Raw genomic sequence first — 16,907 nt, forward strand, 5'->3', positions numbered from 1 at the left:
ATCTCAACAGATAATTGTTATCGCTTACAATTGTCTTTAATGATAATTTTATTAACTAACAGTATAGATTAGCATTCAATTTTAAAATTTTGTGAACATTTATTACTTTTTAAGATGATGCGCAAACGATTCCAAAATGCCTTGATATCACGATTTACCTCTTGGAATACCGGCACTTGGTTTGACGGAATGAAGATAAACAGTATATAATAGTAAACGTTATTTTAAGGAAATTGTTACTTTCCTTTAATCTTTTGACTTTTTCAATAATTTGACTGAGCTTTTATTAGATTCAATCAAAATTTGGAGGAAATGGAATGGATAAGCAAAAACAATTAGACACGTCCTTCTTCGGGCAGCCAAGAGGACTGGCTACGCTGTTCTTCACTGAAATGTGGGAACGGTTCAGTTACTATGGGATGCGTGCCATCCTGCTGTTCTACATGTACTACGCCGTCAGCAAAGGCGGTTTGGGCATGGACCAGGCAACGGCTGCTTCGATCATGTCAATCTATGGTTCGCTGGTATATCTTTCTGGGGTGATTGGCGGCTGGCTTTCTGACCGGCTTTGGGGGCCAAGAAAGACCGTCTTTATTGGTGGGGTTTTGATCATGTTTGGTCATATTGCTCTGTCATTGCCTGCTGGGACGACGGCACTTTATGCTTCAATTATTTTGATCGTTATCGGGACTGGGCTTTTGAAGCCAAACGTTTCTGAAATGGTCGGTGGCCTGTACAGTGAAGAAGACCGGCGCCGGGATGCCGGGTTCTCAATGTTCGTCTTCGGGATCAACTTTGGGGCGGCTATTTCACCAATCGCGGTTCCTTGGGCTGCCAACGGTTTTGGCCTGCACCTGTTTGGCAACGAAATGAACTTCCATGCTGGTTTCTCACTGGCTGCGATCGGGATGTTCTTTGGCTTGCTGCAATACTACATTGATGGTAAGAAGTATCTGTCAAAAGACAGCCTCTACCCAGATGACCCAATCGACAAAGAAGATCTTAAGCCAATCATCAACTGGACGATCGTTGCCGTAGTTGTCTTGGCAATCATCCTCGGTCTGATGGGAGCCATGGGTCAGCTGAACATCAACAGCATCATCAATTTGATTACAGTTATTGCGATTGCTTTGCCAATCATCTACTTTATCATGATGCTCAACTCCAAGAAGGTTACCAAGGTCGAAAAATCACGGGTTGTAGCCTACATTCCGCTGTTTATCGCTGCGGCAATCTTCTGGGCAATTGAAGAATCTGGTTCGGTTGTGCTGGCACTGTTTGCTGCTCAACGGACGGTTCTGCACATTGGGGGCTGGCACTTTGCTGCTGCCAACTTCCAGACGCTGAACCCGCTGTTTATCATGATTCTGACGCCATTCTTCGTTCACCTGTGGAGTCACTGGAAGAACCAGCCAAGTGCTCCTGGCAAGTTTGCTGCCGGTCTGGTTATCGTTGGTCTTTCATTTGTCTGGATGGCACTGCCTGGCTTGATTCACGGCACGACTTCTGGGCGGGTCAGTCCATTCTGGCTGGTCGGCTCATGGTTTATCTGTGAAATCGCCGAAATGCTGATCTCGCCAATTGGTCTGTCAATCACGACTAAGCTGGCACCAGTTGCATTCCGTTCACAAATGATGAGTATGTGGTTCCTGGCCGATTCTGCAGGCCAAGCCGTCAACGCACAAATCGTTAAGTTCTACACGCCAGGTACGGAAATTCAATACTTCCTGATTGTTGGTGGTGTAGCAATCGTCTTCGGGATCGTGCTTTGCTTCTTTGTTAAGCGAATTCACGGCTTGATGGAAGGCGTTGACTAATAAAATCAATTAACGTTCGCGATTTATTTCGCGGACGTTTTTTAATTCATCTGGGATTATGTTATCCTTACTTTCAAGGGGGGATGAGAATGATTAAGCTGGCAGTCAGCAGCGATAATCACCTGGATGTCAACCGAATCATGTCAACGCGAGCCTTGCACATTCAAGCAAGCTGGCTGTTAAGGCATGATATCGACTACTATCTATATGCCGGTGATCTTTACAACAATTTTGGCCGAACGCGGCGCTATTTTGCTGCTTTACAGCGCTTGGTTGGCGAACGGGTTCAGATCTATTATGTCCTGGGAAATCATGATATGCTGTCGCACGCGTCATACCAAGACGTTGAGCACCTGGCGGATCCAATGTACCTGCACAATCAATACGTTGATCTGCCGGGGACGGACTGGCGCTTAATCGGTAATAACGGCTGGTATGACTATTCATTTTCTGACTACGCTCAGCAGCCGCAGCGAGTAACCCAATGGAAAAAGGTCTACTGGGTTGATGCCGCTATCAAACAGCCCATATCTGACCCGCAAAGAATGGGACTGGTGCTGAATCAGGTTGAACAGCAGCTGACAATGGCTCAGGCGGCTGGCAAAAAAGTGATTTTTTTAACTCACTTCGCACCAAGAAAGGCTTTGCTGAGTCCCAAACCGTCATTTGTCCAAAGTCAAAGACAGTTGAAAACCTACCAGATGATCAATGCAATGATGGGCAGCGAGCGTTTAGGCAGACTGCTGGAAAAGGCTCCGCACGTAAAATACGTCTTTTATGGTCATCTGCATAGTATTCATGATCCACTAAAAGCAGCCCATCTGGTTTATCTTAATCAGGCTGTTGGCGTCAAGAAAGCCAAGCGGACTGAGTGGCAGTATGATAAGTTTGCGGAGCAATGGGAGCATCGTTTGAAGATAATTGAGTTAAATAATTAAAAAAGGTCTTGCTTTTATTGGCTAAATTAGTTATTATATTTATTGTTAATTGTTACTGATTGTTTTCAATAACAGTTAAGCTCTTATGGAGGAGTAGCGAAGTGGCTAAACGCGACGGTCTGTAAAACCGTTCCTTCGGGTTCGGCGGTTCGAATCCACCCTCCTCCATTATTATTGGGCTATAGCCAAGTGGTAAGGCAACGGTTTTTGGTACCGTCATGCGCTGGTTCGAACCCAGCTAGCCCAACTGATGAAGCATCGCGCTGGCGGTGCTTTTTTTGTACGCTTTTTTAGTTTTTTTGAAAAGAGGATTAAGATGCCAAAACAAGGACAGTTTGCCAAATCAGTTCGCCAAAAAAAGCTGAATGATTTTAAGGTTAAGCGTCATGATCAAGGAGCCGTGATTGATGAAACGCAGCTGACGGATTTTTTAACGGTCCGTTTTGCCTTGACGATTAAAAAGAAACTGCCAAGCGTTCAGCGCGAGTCGGCACAACGACTGCTGCAAGAGATTGCACCGCGTTTGCGGAATCAGGATGGTCGGTTGGCTGATTTGATGGCTGAATTGATCGTCGAGCTTAATGCCAAGACGCCATGGCAGTTTTTCTGGCAAATCAGCGATTTTTGGCCAGTGCTGCAGAAATTTCTGCAAAAAGAGGTCCCAGCCGTTCCGCTCAGTCAGCGTATCTTGATCAGGCAGGTGCTGAGTCAGACTGAGTTGGAACGCATGTTAGGACAGGCGCTGACTCAAAAAACAGCGGCTGCAATGCTGTTGGGACAGGGCCAGGCTGAGGCAGCTAAGATTAATCAGCTGAGTGGGCTGCTGATGGCCGATTTGTACCAGGAAACGCATCTGAACTGGCAAAAGGTTCGCCAATTGCTGGCGCCGTTTGCTTTTTCGATTGATGAAGAACTCGATGAAACAACCAGACAGTGGCTGCGAGATTTGACAGCATTGTGAAAATAAAAACGTGCATTCTGGCTTAATTTGATTTATAATGGCAATACTAATTTTAAGTAAGTTAATAAAGGGCTGTGGCGGAGCTGATTGCCATAGCCCTTTTTGCGTGCTTTTTAAGTTTTAGGAGGGATTTTTTTGAACGGCAGGCATCCATACTGGGCCATTTTTTCAGCGGCCTTAATGACTTTTATTGGTGTTTTAAACGAGACCTCGATGAACGTTGCCTATCCGGTCTTAGCCAAGGAATTTGGCGTCTCGCTTGATGTCGTTCAGTGGATTACCGGCGGCTATCTGCTGATGGTGACGATCGTAATGGGAACTACGGCTTATTGCTTAAGGCAGTGGGTAGCGCGCTGGCTGCATCTGGCGGCAGTTTCGGCATTTGTGATTGGTGATCTGATCTGCGCGTTGGCCGTCAATTTTCCAATGCTTTTAGCAGGGCGGTTGATTCAGGCAATTGCGACGGGCTTTTCAACGCCCATGATGTTCTTTTTGATTTTTACTCAGATCCCGCGTGAGCGCTTAGGTGTAATGAATGGCGTAGCGGGAATGGTGATTTCGTTGGCGCCGGCTTTGGGTCCGACATATGGCGGCGCCGTGCTGGCAGCTGGATCTTGGCGCGTTATTTTCTGGCTGATTCTGCCGCTGGCACTGTTAAGTCTGATTGCTGGTCAATTGACGATTCGCAACCAGCCGTTTGGCAATTCACAGCCGTTCAGCTTTGGGGCTCTGTTTTTGCTGGCCGGCAGTCTGTTCAGCCTCGTCACCGGTGTTGCTAGGTTTGGCAAATCAGGCTGGACGAGTTCATGCTGGCTGCTCTTATTGCTGGGCTTGATTCTATTTGGCGGTTTTGTCTGGTTAAATCAGCACGGTAAAACACGGTTGTTTGATCTGGGCGTCTTTGCGCAATCGTCCGTACGGCTTTCGGAATGGACCTATTTCAGTCTGCAGTTCATCAACATCGGTGCATCATTGGCACTGCCGATCTATTGTGAGTATGTTTTGCATGCCTCATCACTGACTGCTGGAATGGTTCTATTGCCAGGATCGCTTTTAGGGGCGGTGATGGCACCGTTGTCCGGCTTTTTGGCAGATCGTTATGGCTATGGCCTGCCGACTCGTCTGGGCAGCATTTTGATCGTTTTAGGAACGACTGGACTGCTGGTCTTCCAGTCTCAGCTGACGCCACTATCCGTAATGGTACTTTTTATCGTAATGCGGCTGGGCTTTAATGCGGCCTTTTCCAATACGATTGCCAATGCCTCGACCTTGGTGGCAAAAGAAAAATCAACCGACGTTAATTCAATCTTTAATATGACGCAGCAGTTTGCCGGTTCATTAGGCGTTGGCATCATGACTGCCTTGATTGCGCTCAGTCAAAACCAAGGACAAGGATCAATGGCGCTGAGAACGTTTAAAGGCAGCCGCCTCGATTTTTGGCTGCTGGTGATCTTGGCATTCAGCGTCTTGGTCGCGGTCTGGCTTAATTTTTCCCGCCAGCAGCAATTGAAGAACGCGGCCACTAAATGATGCGTCAATAAAATAGTCAAGCCGTTCGCTTGATGATCATCAAAATGATATAATTTTATTCGATACTTAAATCGGCAAAAGCTTGCCAGAAAGAAGAAAAATTGCCATGATTGCGCAGATACAGCATTTTTTGGTTGACCAGCAGATTTTTACGTTGTTTATCTGTCTGGCGCTCGGTTATGTCCTGGGAAATATCAAACTGTTTGGGACCAATTTTACGCTTGGCTCAACCGTGGGCACGCTGGCGGTAGCATTGGTGGTCGGTCAGGCTGGGAGCTTTCCGCGTGATAAGATGCTGGGAACGATCTTTTTTGGCGCTTTCATGTTTTCCATCGGTTACCGGATCGGTCCATCTTTTTTGGTCAGTATGAAGCTGTTTGGTGGACGGATGATTGCCGTGAGTCTGTTTTGGTTGTTGGCCGCTTTTCTAACCTCGTGGGGCTGTTTTGTCCTGTTTCATCTGGGACCAGGCGTGGCTGCCGGAACGATTGCCGGTTCATTGACGCAGTCGGCTACGGTTGCCAGTTCGCTGCAGGCCTTGGAAAATCTGCCGATCACCAAGACGCTGCGGCTGTCCTATGAAGCTCAGCTGCCGGTTGCCTATGCGCTGACCTATGTCTTTGGCACGCTGGGCGTAATTATCTTGCTGCGCGATGTTGCGCCGCGTCTGCTAAAAATTGATGTTCCCAAGCAGGGAGATCGGATGGCCAGAAAATACCACTTTCACGCGCCCGCTCCTGATCCGACCTGGCGTCGAACCTACCGGCTGGCTGCTGAGTCGCCGCTGGTTGGCAAAAAGATTCGTGAGATTAATGAATTCTTTGATTTACGCTTGATTGCGCTGGCGGCCTTTCATCAGGATCGCATGACCGACAAGCTGGAATATGTTCTGCAGGCAGGTGATCGCCTGACTTTGATTGGCTATGCGCTGCATTTTGATGATTTGACGGGAATTACCGGGTTGACGGAGGTTTTAACGCCAACCAATGCCCCGCGCGAACGAAAATTTGTCCTTGGCAAAAACTTTGATCCCAGCACTTTGGCAAGGATTCGGCAAAATGGGGTCTTTGTAAACATTCATGATCCATTAAGTGGTCAAGAGCATCTGATCAATCAGCTAAAACCGGGCGATGTAATCTCATTGACTGGTAATACCAGCAAATCAGCACCATTGCTAAAACAGATTGGACGTTGGCATACCAGTGAACAGGCCATCAACTATACGGTGTTCTCTTTGGGAATTGCTGGGGCCTCGCTTTTGGGTCTGGTTGGTATCAAGGTCAATGGCATGCCGCTGCAGCTTGGCAACGGCACGGCAGCTTTGATCATGGGGCTTTTGCTCAGCAGCTGGATTGATCGGCATCATGAATGTCGCTCGATTCCGGCAACGGTAACTTCTTTTTGGCAGAGCTTTGGCTTGACTGTTTTTGTCGGCAGCGTTGGTCTGGAGTCGGCTCAGGCTTTTACTGGTGCGATTAAGTCACTGGGGTTTGGGATTCTGCTGATTGGTGCTTTGGTCTCAGTGGCCCCACATCTGTTGACCTTGCTGTTTGGCAGGTTTGTACTGCGCGTTGAGCCCTTGGCCTTATTAGGAGCGCTGTGTGGTTCGGGAACCGTGGCAGCCGCAATGAATGATCTGGCTGAGCAAGCGGGTCTGGAAGGTGGGGCTTACCTTGCTTCTGCATTTACGCCGGCATTTGTTGTTGGTAATATAGGTATTACGTTATTGGGGCCTTTGTTTGTGGCAATTTTGTCATGATGGTCATTATCAGAAAGGTTGATTTTTATGAAACAGTTCTTTACCGTTTTAGGCGGCATGGGTACGCTGGCAACCGAAAGCTATTGTCGACTGCTGGATGAGCGTACGCCAACGCACCGCGACCAGGATTATCTTGATTACATCGTTTTGAATCATGCAACGGTTCCCGATCGAACGGAATGGATTTTGGATCACCAAAAGCCTGACTATAATCCGCTCTTAATTGAAGATATCCAACAGATTACGCCTCTAAAACCAGAATTTTTTGTCTTGATCTGCAATACGGCTCACTATGCTTTCGACCGCTTGCAGGCAGCAACTTCAATTCCGATTCTAAACATGCTGCAGGAAACGGTTAATGAGATCAAAAACATCGCACCACATGCCAAGCGAGTTGGGGTATTGGCCACGCGGGGCACGATTGCGTCTGGTCTGTACGATTCTTACATTCAAAATGCCGGCTATGAAGAGGTCAAGCCCACGCCAGCAATTTTGGACGCTACAGAAGATCTGATCTACCATGATATTAAAGAAGCTGGTCATTCAGATGGCAAGAAGTTCCATGAATTGGTCCGGACGATGATTGAGGATCAAAAGTGCGATGTAGTAATCTTAGGATGTACCGAGCTTTCCTATGCCAACGAAATGAATCCAGAAACGGAATTTCCCGTTGCCGATTCACAGTCGATCATTGTCAATCGTTCGTTGGCGCGAGCTTTGGCAATTCGCAACGGTAATCAATAAGCTAAAACGACAGTCCATGCAAAGTGGCTGTCGTTTTATTTTCGTTCCAAGATTTAATGCTAAATTGGTCTAGGCTAACTTATATTCGTGTTAAAATAAAAAAATAAACCGTGAATGAATGGTCTGAAAAGAGGAAAAGATATGGGATCACCGGTATATATTCAAATTCATAATCAATTACGTGAAAATATTGAAAATGGTCATTGGAAGGTTGGACAAAAAATTCCAGCTGAACGTGAATTGGCAGCTGAATTTGGCGTCAGCCGCATGACGCTGCGCCAGGCTATTCAAACGCTGGTTGATGAAGGGGTCTTGGAACGGCGAGTTGGTTCAGGGACCTTTGTCGCCAGCCGGAAGGTCCAAGATAAGATGGCCGGGGTAACCAGCTTTACTGAATTGATGATTGCTGCTGGGAAAAAACCTTCCAGTAAGACGATTTCCTATCATTTAACAACGCCTTCGCAAAGTGAAATCGAACGGCTTAAATTAGAACCAGATGAGCGCGTTTTGCGAATGGAGCGCATTCGTTATGGCAATGAGATTCCAATCTGTTATGAGGTTGCGACCGTTCCGGCAAAACTGGTGGAAAACTTCAGCAAAACCGAGATCACCTCATCGTTTTACCGCACCTTGGAAAAAAAGGCCAACCTTTATCCTGGTCATGCCGTGCAATGGGTTTCGGCAATCAGCGCTACTGAAAAGATTGCTGAGTATCTGCGGATTCGGCGTGGTGACGCGCTGCTGCATTTGATTCAGCTTTCCTATCTGCAGGATGGCCGGCCTTTTGAATATGTCCATACTCAATATGTCGGCAGTCGCTTTGAATTCGTGTTGGAAAAATAAAAGGAGTTTATATGAAGTTTGATTATCCAGATGACAGTATCGCTCTGCATACCGATGCCTACCAGCTGACGATGATGCAGACCTATTGGCAAAAAGGCATTGCCAATCGTCACGTGGTTTTTGAGGCCTTTTTCCGTAAGATGCCGTTTGGAAATGGCTATGCAGTTTTTGCTGGTTTGAGCCATATTATTCGCTATCTGAACGCTCTGCATTTTTCAGATTCTGATATTGAATACCTCAAGTCGACGCAGCAGTTTGATCCCGAATTTATTGAATATCTGCGTGGCTTTAGATTTAAGGGAACGCTGCGCAGTGCGGTTGAAGGTGATCTGGTATATAGTCATGAACCGATCATTCAAGTTGAGGGCACGCTTTTGGAATGCCAGCTGGTAGAAACGGCACTGCTCAATATTATTAATTATCAAATCATGATTGCCACCAAGGCTTCTCGAATCAAGTCAATCGTTGGCGATCAGCCAGTGATGGAATTTGGCTCGCGGCGGGCGCAGGAATTTGACGCGGCAATCTGGGGCACGCGGGCTGCTTATATTGGCGGGTTCGATGCTACCAGCAATCTAAGGGCTGGCAAACTGTTCGGCATCCCGGTATCTGGTACGCATGCTCACGCGCTCGTGCAGGCATACCGCAATGATTATGATGCTTTTAAGGCCTACGCTCAGACCCATCATGACTGTGTTTTTTTGGTTGATACCTTTGATACGCTTAAAAGCGGAGTTCCCAATGCAATCAAAGTCGCTGATGAGTTTGGGGATGCCATCAATTTCCAGGGTGTCCGAATTGATTCTGGTGATATGGCCTACCTCTCCAAAAAAGTACGTCAGATGCTGGATGAAGCCGGCTATCCCAACGCCAAGATCTTTGCTTCCAATAATCTGGATGAACGAACGATTATGGATCTGCAGCGGCAGGGTGCCAAGATCGACGTTTGGGGAATTGGCACCAAGCTGATTACCAGTTATGATCAGCCGACGCTGGGAGCAGTCTATAAGATGGTTTCCTTAGAAGATGATCATGGCCAGATGGTTGATACGATCAAACTTTCCAATAATGCCGCCAAGATGTCGACCCCTGGCAAGCATCAGGTTTGGCGAATCACCGATCGAGGCAGCGAAAAAAGCGAGGGCGATTATGTAACGCTGGCTGATGAAGATCCGCGTCAGCTGGACTCGCTTTATATGTTCGACCCCAACTATCCGTTCCTGAATAAAACGGTTGAGGACTTCATTGCTCGGCCGCTTTTAAAGGATATTTTCGTCGATGGTCAGCAAGTCTACCAAGAGCCAAGTATGAACGAGATTCGTCAGGCTCGCCAGCGGCATCTGGATCGTCTGTGGGAAGAATATAAGCGAAACCTCAATCCAGAAGTATATCCGGTTGACTTATCGCAAAAGTGCTATGACAATAAGATGAAAATCATCAAAGACGTTAAGGAATACATTAAGCATTTGAACTAGGATCTAGACTAAAGAGGGAAAGAATATGCGCAAGCTGCAAGAAGAAATCATTAATACCTTGGCCGTAACGCCATCAATTGATCCGGCAATCGAGGTCAAGCGCCGCGTTGAATTTTTAAAGGACTATCTGAAGAAGACCGGATTAAAAACACTGGTGCTGGGCATCTCCGGTGGTCAGGACTCAAGCTTGGCGGGACGGCTTTCACAGTTGGCAGTTGAAAGCCTGCGAGCAGAAACTGCAGACGATGCCTATCGTTTTATTGCCGTCCGGCTGCCTTATGGCGAACAGGCCGATGAAGCTGATGCAATGCTTTCGATCAATGAATTTATCAAGCCTGATCAGACCATGCGAGTCAACATCAAGCCAGCCGTTGATGCAATGGTTGCCGCGGTTGAACAAAATGGGCTGCAGATCAGCGACTTTAACAAAGGCAACGTCAAGGCTCGAGAGCGAATGATTGCCCAGTATGCAATTGCCGGTGAGTTCCGCGGGGCAGTCGTTGGTACCGATCATGCCGCTGAAGCAGTTACTGGCTTTTACACAAAATTTGGCGATGGCGGGGCTGACATCACGCCACTGTCACAGCTGGATAAGCGCCAGGGACGCCAGCTTTTGGAATATCTAAAGGCGCCAAGAGTACTTTATGAAAAGACGCCGACTGCTGACCTGGAAGAAGATCGGCCAGCCCTGCCTGATGAAAAGGCATTAGGCGTTACTTATCAAGCAATTGATGACTATCTAGAAGGCAAGCCAGTTTCCGATCAAGCAGCCGCCAAAATTGAGGGCTGGTATCTTAAAACCAAGCACAAGCGTCACCTGCCAGTTAGTCCATTGGATACCTGGTGGAAAGACTAGCATTAATATAGGGCCCAGGCTCGGCCATTGCCGAACGCTGGGCCCTATAATGGTTAATCGACTAATGCAGCAAAAAGATTAAAAAAGAAATGAGTTACGGATCGCTATGGAAAAAAATGATCTTAAATTAATGAGCCAGCAGCTGCCAGAATTAAGAGATCGGCAGATTGAAGCCGCCTTGAGCCTTTTGGAAGAGGGCAATATGATTCCATTCATTGCTCGTTATCGAAAAGAGGCAACCGGCAGCCTGGATGAAGTTCAGCTGCAGGGAATTCAAGAACAGTGGCATCGGGTAAAGAATCTGCGCGATCGTCAACAGACCGTGATCAAAGCAATCGAGGAACAAGGCAAGCTGACGCCGGCTTTAAGAATGCAGATTGAAACGGCTACCGAACTGAACGTTGTTGAAGACCTGTACCTGCCTTATAAGAAAAAACGCCGCACCAAGGCACAGATTGCCCGTGAACAGGGCCTGCAGCCGCTTGCTAACTGGATCTTTATGGCTAAAGGAAATGATCTGGACGGCAAGGCTGCTGAATTTATCAGTCAAGACGTTCCTGACGTTCAGACAGCCTTGGAGGGGGCCAATGAGATTCTGGCCGAAACGATCAGTGAAAGCAGTACGATTCGCGCTTGGCTGCGCAACTATACTAAGCAGCATGGCGAACTGATCGCGACGGTTAAAAAAGGCGGTCAGGAACTTGATTCAGAGGGCGTCTATCAGCAATATTATGACTTTTCCGCCCCTTTATCCGCAATGAATTCCTATCGTGTCTTAGCCATTAATCGTGGGGAAAAAGCTAAGATCTTAAGCGTCAAGATTCTTGCCGATGAGCAGATCGTCCAAAATTATCTAAATTTCCGGCTGGTTAAAAAAAGCAGTGCTCAAAACGCTGCTGAGTTTGTCAAAAACGCGGCTGCCGAAGCCTACAAGCGTTTCTTGGGACCAGCAATCGAGCGGGAATTGCGGCGCGAACTGACTGACCAGGCCAATGAGCAGGCAATCAAGGTTTTTGGTGAAAACCTCTATCATTTGCTGATGCAGGCGCCAATCAAGGGTAAGGTGGTTTTGGGATTTGACCCGGCATATCGGACGGGCTGCAAGCTGGCAGTCCTGGATCCAAATGGCAAGCTGCTCAAAGTGGCCGTTATCTACCCACACAAGCCGGCACCAGAGAATCAGCGTCAACAGGCGGAAGGACAGCTGCTGCAGCTGATTGAGGACTACCAGGTTGAGATGATTGCAATCGGTAATGGGACGGCCAGTCGTGAGTCAGAACGTTTTGTGGCTCAGACAATCAAAAAAATCAAGCGTCCCGTTTATTATGTAATCGTTAATGAATCTGGCGCATCAGTCTATTCAGCCAGTCAGGACGCGCGTGACGAGTTTCCAGAGCTGACGGTAGAAAAGCGCAGTGCCATCAGTATTGGCCGGCGTCTCCAAGATCCATTGGCCGAGCTGGTAAAGATCAGTCCGGAAGCCATTGGCGTTGGTCAGTATCAGCATGATCTGCCTAAAACGGCACTGAAAGTTGAACTGGATGCCGTCGTTGAGCGAGCCGTCAATCGGGTCGGCGTTAATCTTAATACGGCCAGCTATCAGCTGCTGGCCCACATTGCTGGGTTAAACGCCACGCTGGCAAAAAATATCGTGCGGTATCGCAATGAAAATGGCCGTTTTACCAGCCGGATGCAGCTAAAATCGGTTCCCCGCCTAGGACCTAAAGCCTTCCAGCAGGCAGTGGGCTTTTTACGAATCGTGGATGGCGATGAACCATTGGATAACACTGATATTCATCCAGAAAGCTATGCAATTGCTCGTCAGTTGCTGCAGGCAGCCGGCATAACCAATGAACTTGGCTCACCAACGGCTGCCCAGCAGCTGCGGCAGTTGGATATTAAACAGTTCGTCAGTGAAAAAGTCGGCTTGGCAACGCTTAAAGATATCATTGCCTCGCTTTGCGAACCAGGACGAGACCTGCGTGACTCATTGCCGGCACCGCTTTTGCGACAAGACGTTTTGACGATTGAGGATCTAAAGCCGGGAATGCAGCTGCAGGGGACGGTTCGCAACGTTGTGGATTTCGGTGCCTTTGTTGATGTTGGCATCAAGCATGATGGGCTGGTTCACGTCTCGCATCTGACCAAGAAGTTCATTCAGGATCCGCGTCAAGTCGTAGCAGTTGGCGATATCGTTGACGTCTGGGTGCTGAGCGTAGACTTAAAGCGCCAGCGCGTACAGCTGACGATGGTTCAGCCAAATGAGTGACCAGATGACTGACGAAGAGCTGCAGAGACTGACCCAGATCTGGTCGCTGCAGGCATTTCAGCGACCGTTTAAGCACCGGGTCTGGTTTAACCGCCGCTTAAAGACGACTGGCGGCCGCTATCATTTAAAAGACCATCATATCGATATCAATCCCTTGATGTATGAAGAGTTTGACCTGGCCAATCTGCGCGGCGTCGTATTGCATGAGCTCTGTCACTATCATCTGCATCTGGCTGGTCATGACTGTCATCATACTTCTGAATTCAAGACGCTTTTAAAACGAGTCGGCGGTCTGCGCTATGCTCCAGCAGTTAGGCAAGCCGAGAAGCAATTTAAATGGATCTATCAATGCAGTGGCTGCGGCATTCGGATTGGTCGCATGCGGCGCTTTGACGTGCAGCGGTTTGTCTGTCGGCGCTGCGACAGTTATTTTGAACTTTTAACCAAAAAATAGTTTGCCAACAAGTAGCATTTCTGGTAAAATGTTATTTGTTGATGCGGCAGTGGCGGAATTGGCAGACGCGCAAGATTAAGGATCTTGTGGTCGTTTTAGACCGTGGAGGTTCGAGTCCTCTTTGCCGCACTCTTATTGCACTTGGCGTTAGTCAGGTGCTTTTTTATTGCTTTTAAGTTCGCTCTTGAAAAACAGGAGCGGACTTTTTTTGAGCAGATTTTTAATTATGTCTGCAGTGGCTTTTCAATTAATTTAGTAAATTTTTTAGTGAAATAATACTGTTTTATCGTTCATGAAAGCGCTATACTAAATAGACAGAGAATAATTTGATTTGAGGAGGCGCTTTTTAATGCAAGCAGATTTAAAATGGCTGGATGATCCGCAGACGTTCCGGGTCAATCAGCTGCCAGCCCACAGTGATCATCAATGGTATCTTGATTATGCCGAGGCTGGTCAGCAAAGCAGCAGCTTTACTCAGAGTTTGGATGGTCAGTGGCGCTTTGCCTTTGCCAAGGATCCGCAAAACCGCATTAAGGAATTTTATGCACCGGACTATGATGTCAGTCAATGGGATCTGATCAAGGTTCCCAGCATGATCGAATTAAACGGCTATGCTCAAAACCAATACACCAACATCTGGTATCCATGGGCCGGTAAGATCTATCGGCGCCCAGCCTATGCCTTGAGCCCTGATGATCTGCAGGCCGGCTCATTCAGTCAGGGAACTGATAACACCAATGGCTCATACGTCAAGCACTTTGATCTAAACGAATCACTGCGCGGAAAAAAAGTTCGTGTTCGGTTTGAGGGGGTTGAGCGCGCGATGTATGTCTGGCTGAACGGTCATTTCATTGGCTATGCTGAAGATAGCTTTACGCCTAGCGAGTTTGACCTGACGCCTTATTTAAAGGACACGGACAATATTTTGGCAGTTCGCGTATATAAGCACAGCACGGCTTCTTATCTGGAAGACCAAGATATGTTCCGCTTTTCAGGGATCTTTAGAAGTGTCAAGCTGTTGGGTCAGCCTAAGCTGCATTTGGAAGACTTGGATCTTAAGCCGCGCGTAACTGATGACTTTAAAACCGGAATCTTTAACGTGGATCTAAAGCTGCAGGGACAAGATGGTCAGGTTTTGATTAAAGTCTTTGATACACAGGGCAATCTGATCGTTGATGAAAGCAAAGCGGCTGCTGAACGGGTTGGTGTACATGACATTAAAGTTAAGGATGCTCATCTCTGGGATAATCATCATCCTTATCTCTACCAATTGTTTGTCGAGCTGCGCGATCAAGGCGGTCAGCTTTTAGAGGTCGTTCCTTATCGATTCGGCTTCCGACGCGTAGAAATCAATGCTGATCACGTGGTTCTGCTCAACGGTCAGCGCTTGATCATCAACGGCGTCAACCGTCATGAATGGAACTGCCGGACGGGACGCTGCGTAACGATGGCCGACATGGAACAGGACATGGCCACGTTTAAAGAAAACAACATCAATGCCGTGCGAACCTGCCATTATTCAGACCAGATTCCTTGGTACTACATGTGTGATCAAGAAGGGATCTACATGATGGCCGAAAATAATCTGGAAACCCACGCAACCTGGCAGAAAATGGGCCAAGATGAGCCGTCATTTAACGTACCAGGCTCCATCCCGCAATGGAGAGAAGTTGTAGTTGATCGGGCCCGGACCAACTATGAAACGTTTAAGAACCATACTGCGATTTTATTCTGGTCGTTGGGCAACGAATCATATGCCGGCGATAATCTGGTAGCAATGCAGGAATTCTACAAAGATCATGACGACAGCCGCCTGGTTCACTATGAAGGCGTCGTGCACACGCCAGCCTATCGCGATCGGATTTCTGATTTTGAAAGCTGGATGTATCTGCCGCCAAAGAAGGTTGAGGAATATCTGCAGAATAATCCCGACAAGCCGTTTATTGAATGCGAATACATGCACGACATGGGAAATTCAGATGGCGGCATGGGGTCATACATTGAATTGATCGACAAGTATCCGCAATACGTTGGTGGATTTATCTGGGACTTTATCGATCAGGCGCTGCTGGTTCACGATGAGATCAGTGGTCAAGATGTAATGCGCTATGGTGGCGATTTTGATGACCGCCACAGTGACAATGAGTTTTCCGGTGATGGACTGATGTTTGCCGACCGGACGCCAAAGCCAGCAATGCAGGAGGTAAGATACTACTATGGACTGCACAAATAAGATTCACGTCGTTTATGATGATGGCCTGTTGGGACTGAACGGTCAGAACTACCAATATCTGTTCAGCTACGAAAAGGGTGGTTTGGAGTCAATGCGTTTTAACGGTAAGGAATGGCTGTACCGGCCGCTTTATCCAACCTATTGGCGAGCAACGACCGATAATGACCGCGGTAACGGCTTTAATTTTAAGAGTGCCCAATGGCTGGGAGCAGACTTGGCGCCTAAGTGCATCAATATTGATCTGACCGTTGATGACCGTCACTTTGATCAGCTGCCGATTGCGCCGTTGACCAATCAGTTCAGCAATCATGAATTTGCTGATCAGGTTAAGATTGAGTTTACTTACGAGACAGCAACCAATCCAGCAGCGCAGGTCAAGGTAGCCTATGCGATTGATGCCAGCGGTAAATGTCGTATTGCAGCCCATTACTTTGGTCAGGCTGGGCTGCCAGAACTACCCGTCTTTGGTGTGCGGCTGATTATGCCGACTTTGGCAACTGAATTTGAATACGATGGCTTGTCTGGTGAAACCTATCCCGATCGAATGGCGGGGGGAGTCAAAGGAACCTGGCATGTTGATAGAGTTCCGGTAACGCCTTACTTAACGCCGCAGGAAATGGGGATGCACATGCAAAGCTCACGGCTGAAAATTGTCCGCAATCAAACCCAAAATAACGCCGACCATGACGAGCGGCCGTTTGCGCTGACTGTCAAGCAAACTGATCAGCCATTCAACTTTAGTCTGCTGCCATATACCGCTTCAGAGTTGGAAAACGCAACACACATTGAAGAACTGCCGCTCAAACGTCGCACCGTTTTGGTAGTAGCGGGAGCCGTACGCGGTGTTGGCGGGATTGACAGCTGGGGTGCCGACGTTGAGGACCAGTATCACCTGCCAGCAGATCAAGACTATCAATTCAGTTTTGCAATTGAACCAACAATTGAATAGTTTGAAAAATGGGAATTTGATTAAAAAATTCCCATTTTTAATTTTTTAAAGCAGCCAGCGGGTGTAAAATTAATTATGT

General features: G+C 47.6%; 13 protein-coding genes and 3 tRNA genes. All 16 read left to right on the forward strand.

The window, feature by feature from the left end:
- Nucleotides 1–317: 317 nt before the first annotated feature.
- Complete coding sequence (locus H0G69_RS01025; RefSeq protein WP_033934259.1) at nt 318–1,817, forward strand: peptide MFS transporter; 1,500 nt, start codon at nt 318–320, stop codon at nt 1,815–1,817.
- A gap of 89 nt (nt 1,818–1,906) precedes the next feature.
- Nucleotides 1,907–2,755, forward strand: coding sequence for a metallophosphoesterase (locus H0G69_RS01030; protein ID WP_180304978.1), 849 nt, complete (start codon nt 1,907–1,909; stop codon nt 2,753–2,755).
- A gap of 87 nt (nt 2,756–2,842) precedes the next feature.
- Nucleotides 2,843–2,923, forward strand: a tRNA-Tyr gene (locus tag H0G69_RS01035).
- A 7-nt stretch (nt 2,924–2,930) separates the two neighbouring features.
- A tRNA-Gln gene (locus H0G69_RS01040) sits at nt 2,931–3,002 on the forward strand.
- A gap of 69 nt (nt 3,003–3,071) precedes the next feature.
- Entirely contained in the window at nt 3,072–3,716 is a 645-nt protein-coding gene (locus H0G69_RS01045) for a hypothetical protein (protein ID WP_180304979.1), read from the forward strand.
- Between the two features lie 180 nt (nt 3,717–3,896).
- Nucleotides 3,897–5,246, forward strand: coding sequence for an MFS transporter (locus H0G69_RS01050; protein WP_180305365.1), 1,350 nt, complete (start codon nt 3,897–3,899; stop codon nt 5,244–5,246).
- A 106-nt stretch (nt 5,247–5,352) separates the two neighbouring features.
- Nucleotides 5,353–7,005, forward strand: coding sequence for an aspartate-alanine antiporter-like transporter (locus H0G69_RS01055; RefSeq protein WP_048345382.1), 1,653 nt, complete (start codon nt 5,353–5,355; stop codon nt 7,003–7,005).
- A 27-nt stretch (nt 7,006–7,032) separates the two neighbouring features.
- Nucleotides 7,033–7,749 carry an aspartate/glutamate racemase family protein gene (locus H0G69_RS01060; protein WP_006500515.1) on the forward strand — a complete coding sequence of 239 codons (717 nt, stop codon included), beginning with the start codon at nt 7,033–7,035 and terminating at the stop codon, nt 7,747–7,749.
- Between the two features lie 141 nt (nt 7,750–7,890).
- Entirely contained in the window at nt 7,891–8,592 is a 702-nt protein-coding gene (locus H0G69_RS01065; protein ID WP_033934264.1) for a GntR family transcriptional regulator, read from the forward strand.
- Between the two features lie 11 nt (nt 8,593–8,603).
- Complete coding sequence (locus H0G69_RS01070; RefSeq protein WP_056967502.1) at nt 8,604–10,067, forward strand: nicotinate phosphoribosyltransferase; 1,464 nt, start codon at nt 8,604–8,606, stop codon at nt 10,065–10,067.
- 25 nt (nt 10,068–10,092) lie between these two features.
- On the forward strand, nt 10,093–10,923 hold the full coding sequence (nadE, locus tag H0G69_RS01075; protein WP_034541326.1) for an NAD(+) synthase: 831 nt from the start codon (nt 10,093–10,095) through the stop codon (nt 10,921–10,923).
- A 106-nt stretch (nt 10,924–11,029) separates the two neighbouring features.
- Nucleotides 11,030–13,192, forward strand: a complete 2,163-nt coding sequence (locus H0G69_RS01080; protein WP_180304980.1) for a Tex family protein — start codon at nt 11,030–11,032, stop codon at nt 13,190–13,192.
- A 4-nt stretch (nt 13,193–13,196) separates the two neighbouring features.
- Nucleotides 13,197–13,646, forward strand: a complete 450-nt coding sequence (locus H0G69_RS01085; protein ID WP_180305366.1) for a SprT family protein — start codon at nt 13,197–13,199, stop codon at nt 13,644–13,646.
- Between the two features lie 43 nt (nt 13,647–13,689).
- Nucleotides 13,690–13,775, forward strand: a tRNA-Leu gene (locus H0G69_RS01090).
- 220 nt (nt 13,776–13,995) lie between these two features.
- The gene (locus H0G69_RS01095) at nt 13,996–15,879 is read left to right on the forward strand and encodes a glycoside hydrolase family 2 TIM barrel-domain containing protein (protein ID WP_180304981.1); all 1,884 of its coding nucleotides are present in this window, start codon (nt 13,996–13,998) and stop codon (nt 15,877–15,879) included.
- Entirely contained in the window at nt 15,863–16,828 is a 966-nt protein-coding gene (locus tag H0G69_RS01100; RefSeq protein WP_180304982.1) for a beta-galactosidase small subunit, read from the forward strand. The genes H0G69_RS01095 and H0G69_RS01100 overlap by 17 nt, the downstream gene beginning before the upstream one ends.
- The last annotated feature ends 79 nt before the right edge of the window (nt 16,829–16,907 follow it).

It is taken from the genome of Limosilactobacillus mucosae (assembly GCF_013423865.1).
GTDB classification, from domain to species: Bacteria; Bacillota; Bacilli; order Lactobacillales; family Lactobacillaceae; genus Limosilactobacillus; species Limosilactobacillus mucosae.

Excerpts from the sequence above, each read along its gene's own strand:
- H0G69_RS01060 (WP_006500515.1), top strand. The coding sequence starts at position 7,033 with ATGAAACAGTTCTTTACCGTTTTAGGCGGCATGGGTACGCTGGCAACC.
- H0G69_RS01080 (WP_180304980.1), top strand. The coding sequence starts at position 11,030 with ATGGAAAAAAATGATCTTAAATTAATGAGCCAGCAGCTGCCAGAATTA.
- nadE (WP_034541326.1), top strand. The coding sequence starts at position 10,093 with ATGCGCAAGCTGCAAGAAGAAATCATTAATACCTTGGCCGTAACGCCA.
- H0G69_RS01025 (WP_033934259.1), top strand. The coding sequence starts at position 318 with ATGGATAAGCAAAAACAATTAGACACGTCCTTCTTCGGGCAGCCAAGA.
- H0G69_RS01045 (WP_180304979.1), top strand. The coding sequence starts at position 3,072 with ATGCCAAAACAAGGACAGTTTGCCAAATCAGTTCGCCAAAAAAAGCTG.
- H0G69_RS01070 (WP_056967502.1), top strand. The coding sequence starts at position 8,604 with ATGAAGTTTGATTATCCAGATGACAGTATCGCTCTGCATACCGATGCC.
- H0G69_RS01030 (WP_180304978.1), top strand. The coding sequence starts at position 1,907 with ATGATTAAGCTGGCAGTCAGCAGCGATAATCACCTGGATGTCAACCGA.
- H0G69_RS01100 (WP_180304982.1), top strand. The coding sequence starts at position 15,863 with ATGGACTGCACAAATAAGATTCACGTCGTTTATGATGATGGCCTGTTG.
- H0G69_RS01065 (WP_033934264.1), top strand. The coding sequence starts at position 7,891 with ATGGGATCACCGGTATATATTCAAATTCATAATCAATTACGTGAAAAT.
- H0G69_RS01050 (WP_180305365.1), top strand. The coding sequence starts at position 3,897 with ATGACTTTTATTGGTGTTTTAAACGAGACCTCGATGAACGTTGCCTAT.
- H0G69_RS01085 (WP_180305366.1), top strand. The coding sequence starts at position 13,197 with ATGACTGACGAAGAGCTGCAGAGACTGACCCAGATCTGGTCGCTGCAG.
- H0G69_RS01055 (WP_048345382.1), top strand. The coding sequence starts at position 5,353 with ATGATTGCGCAGATACAGCATTTTTTGGTTGACCAGCAGATTTTTACG.
- H0G69_RS01095 (WP_180304981.1), top strand. The coding sequence starts at position 13,996 with ATGCAAGCAGATTTAAAATGGCTGGATGATCCGCAGACGTTCCGGGTC.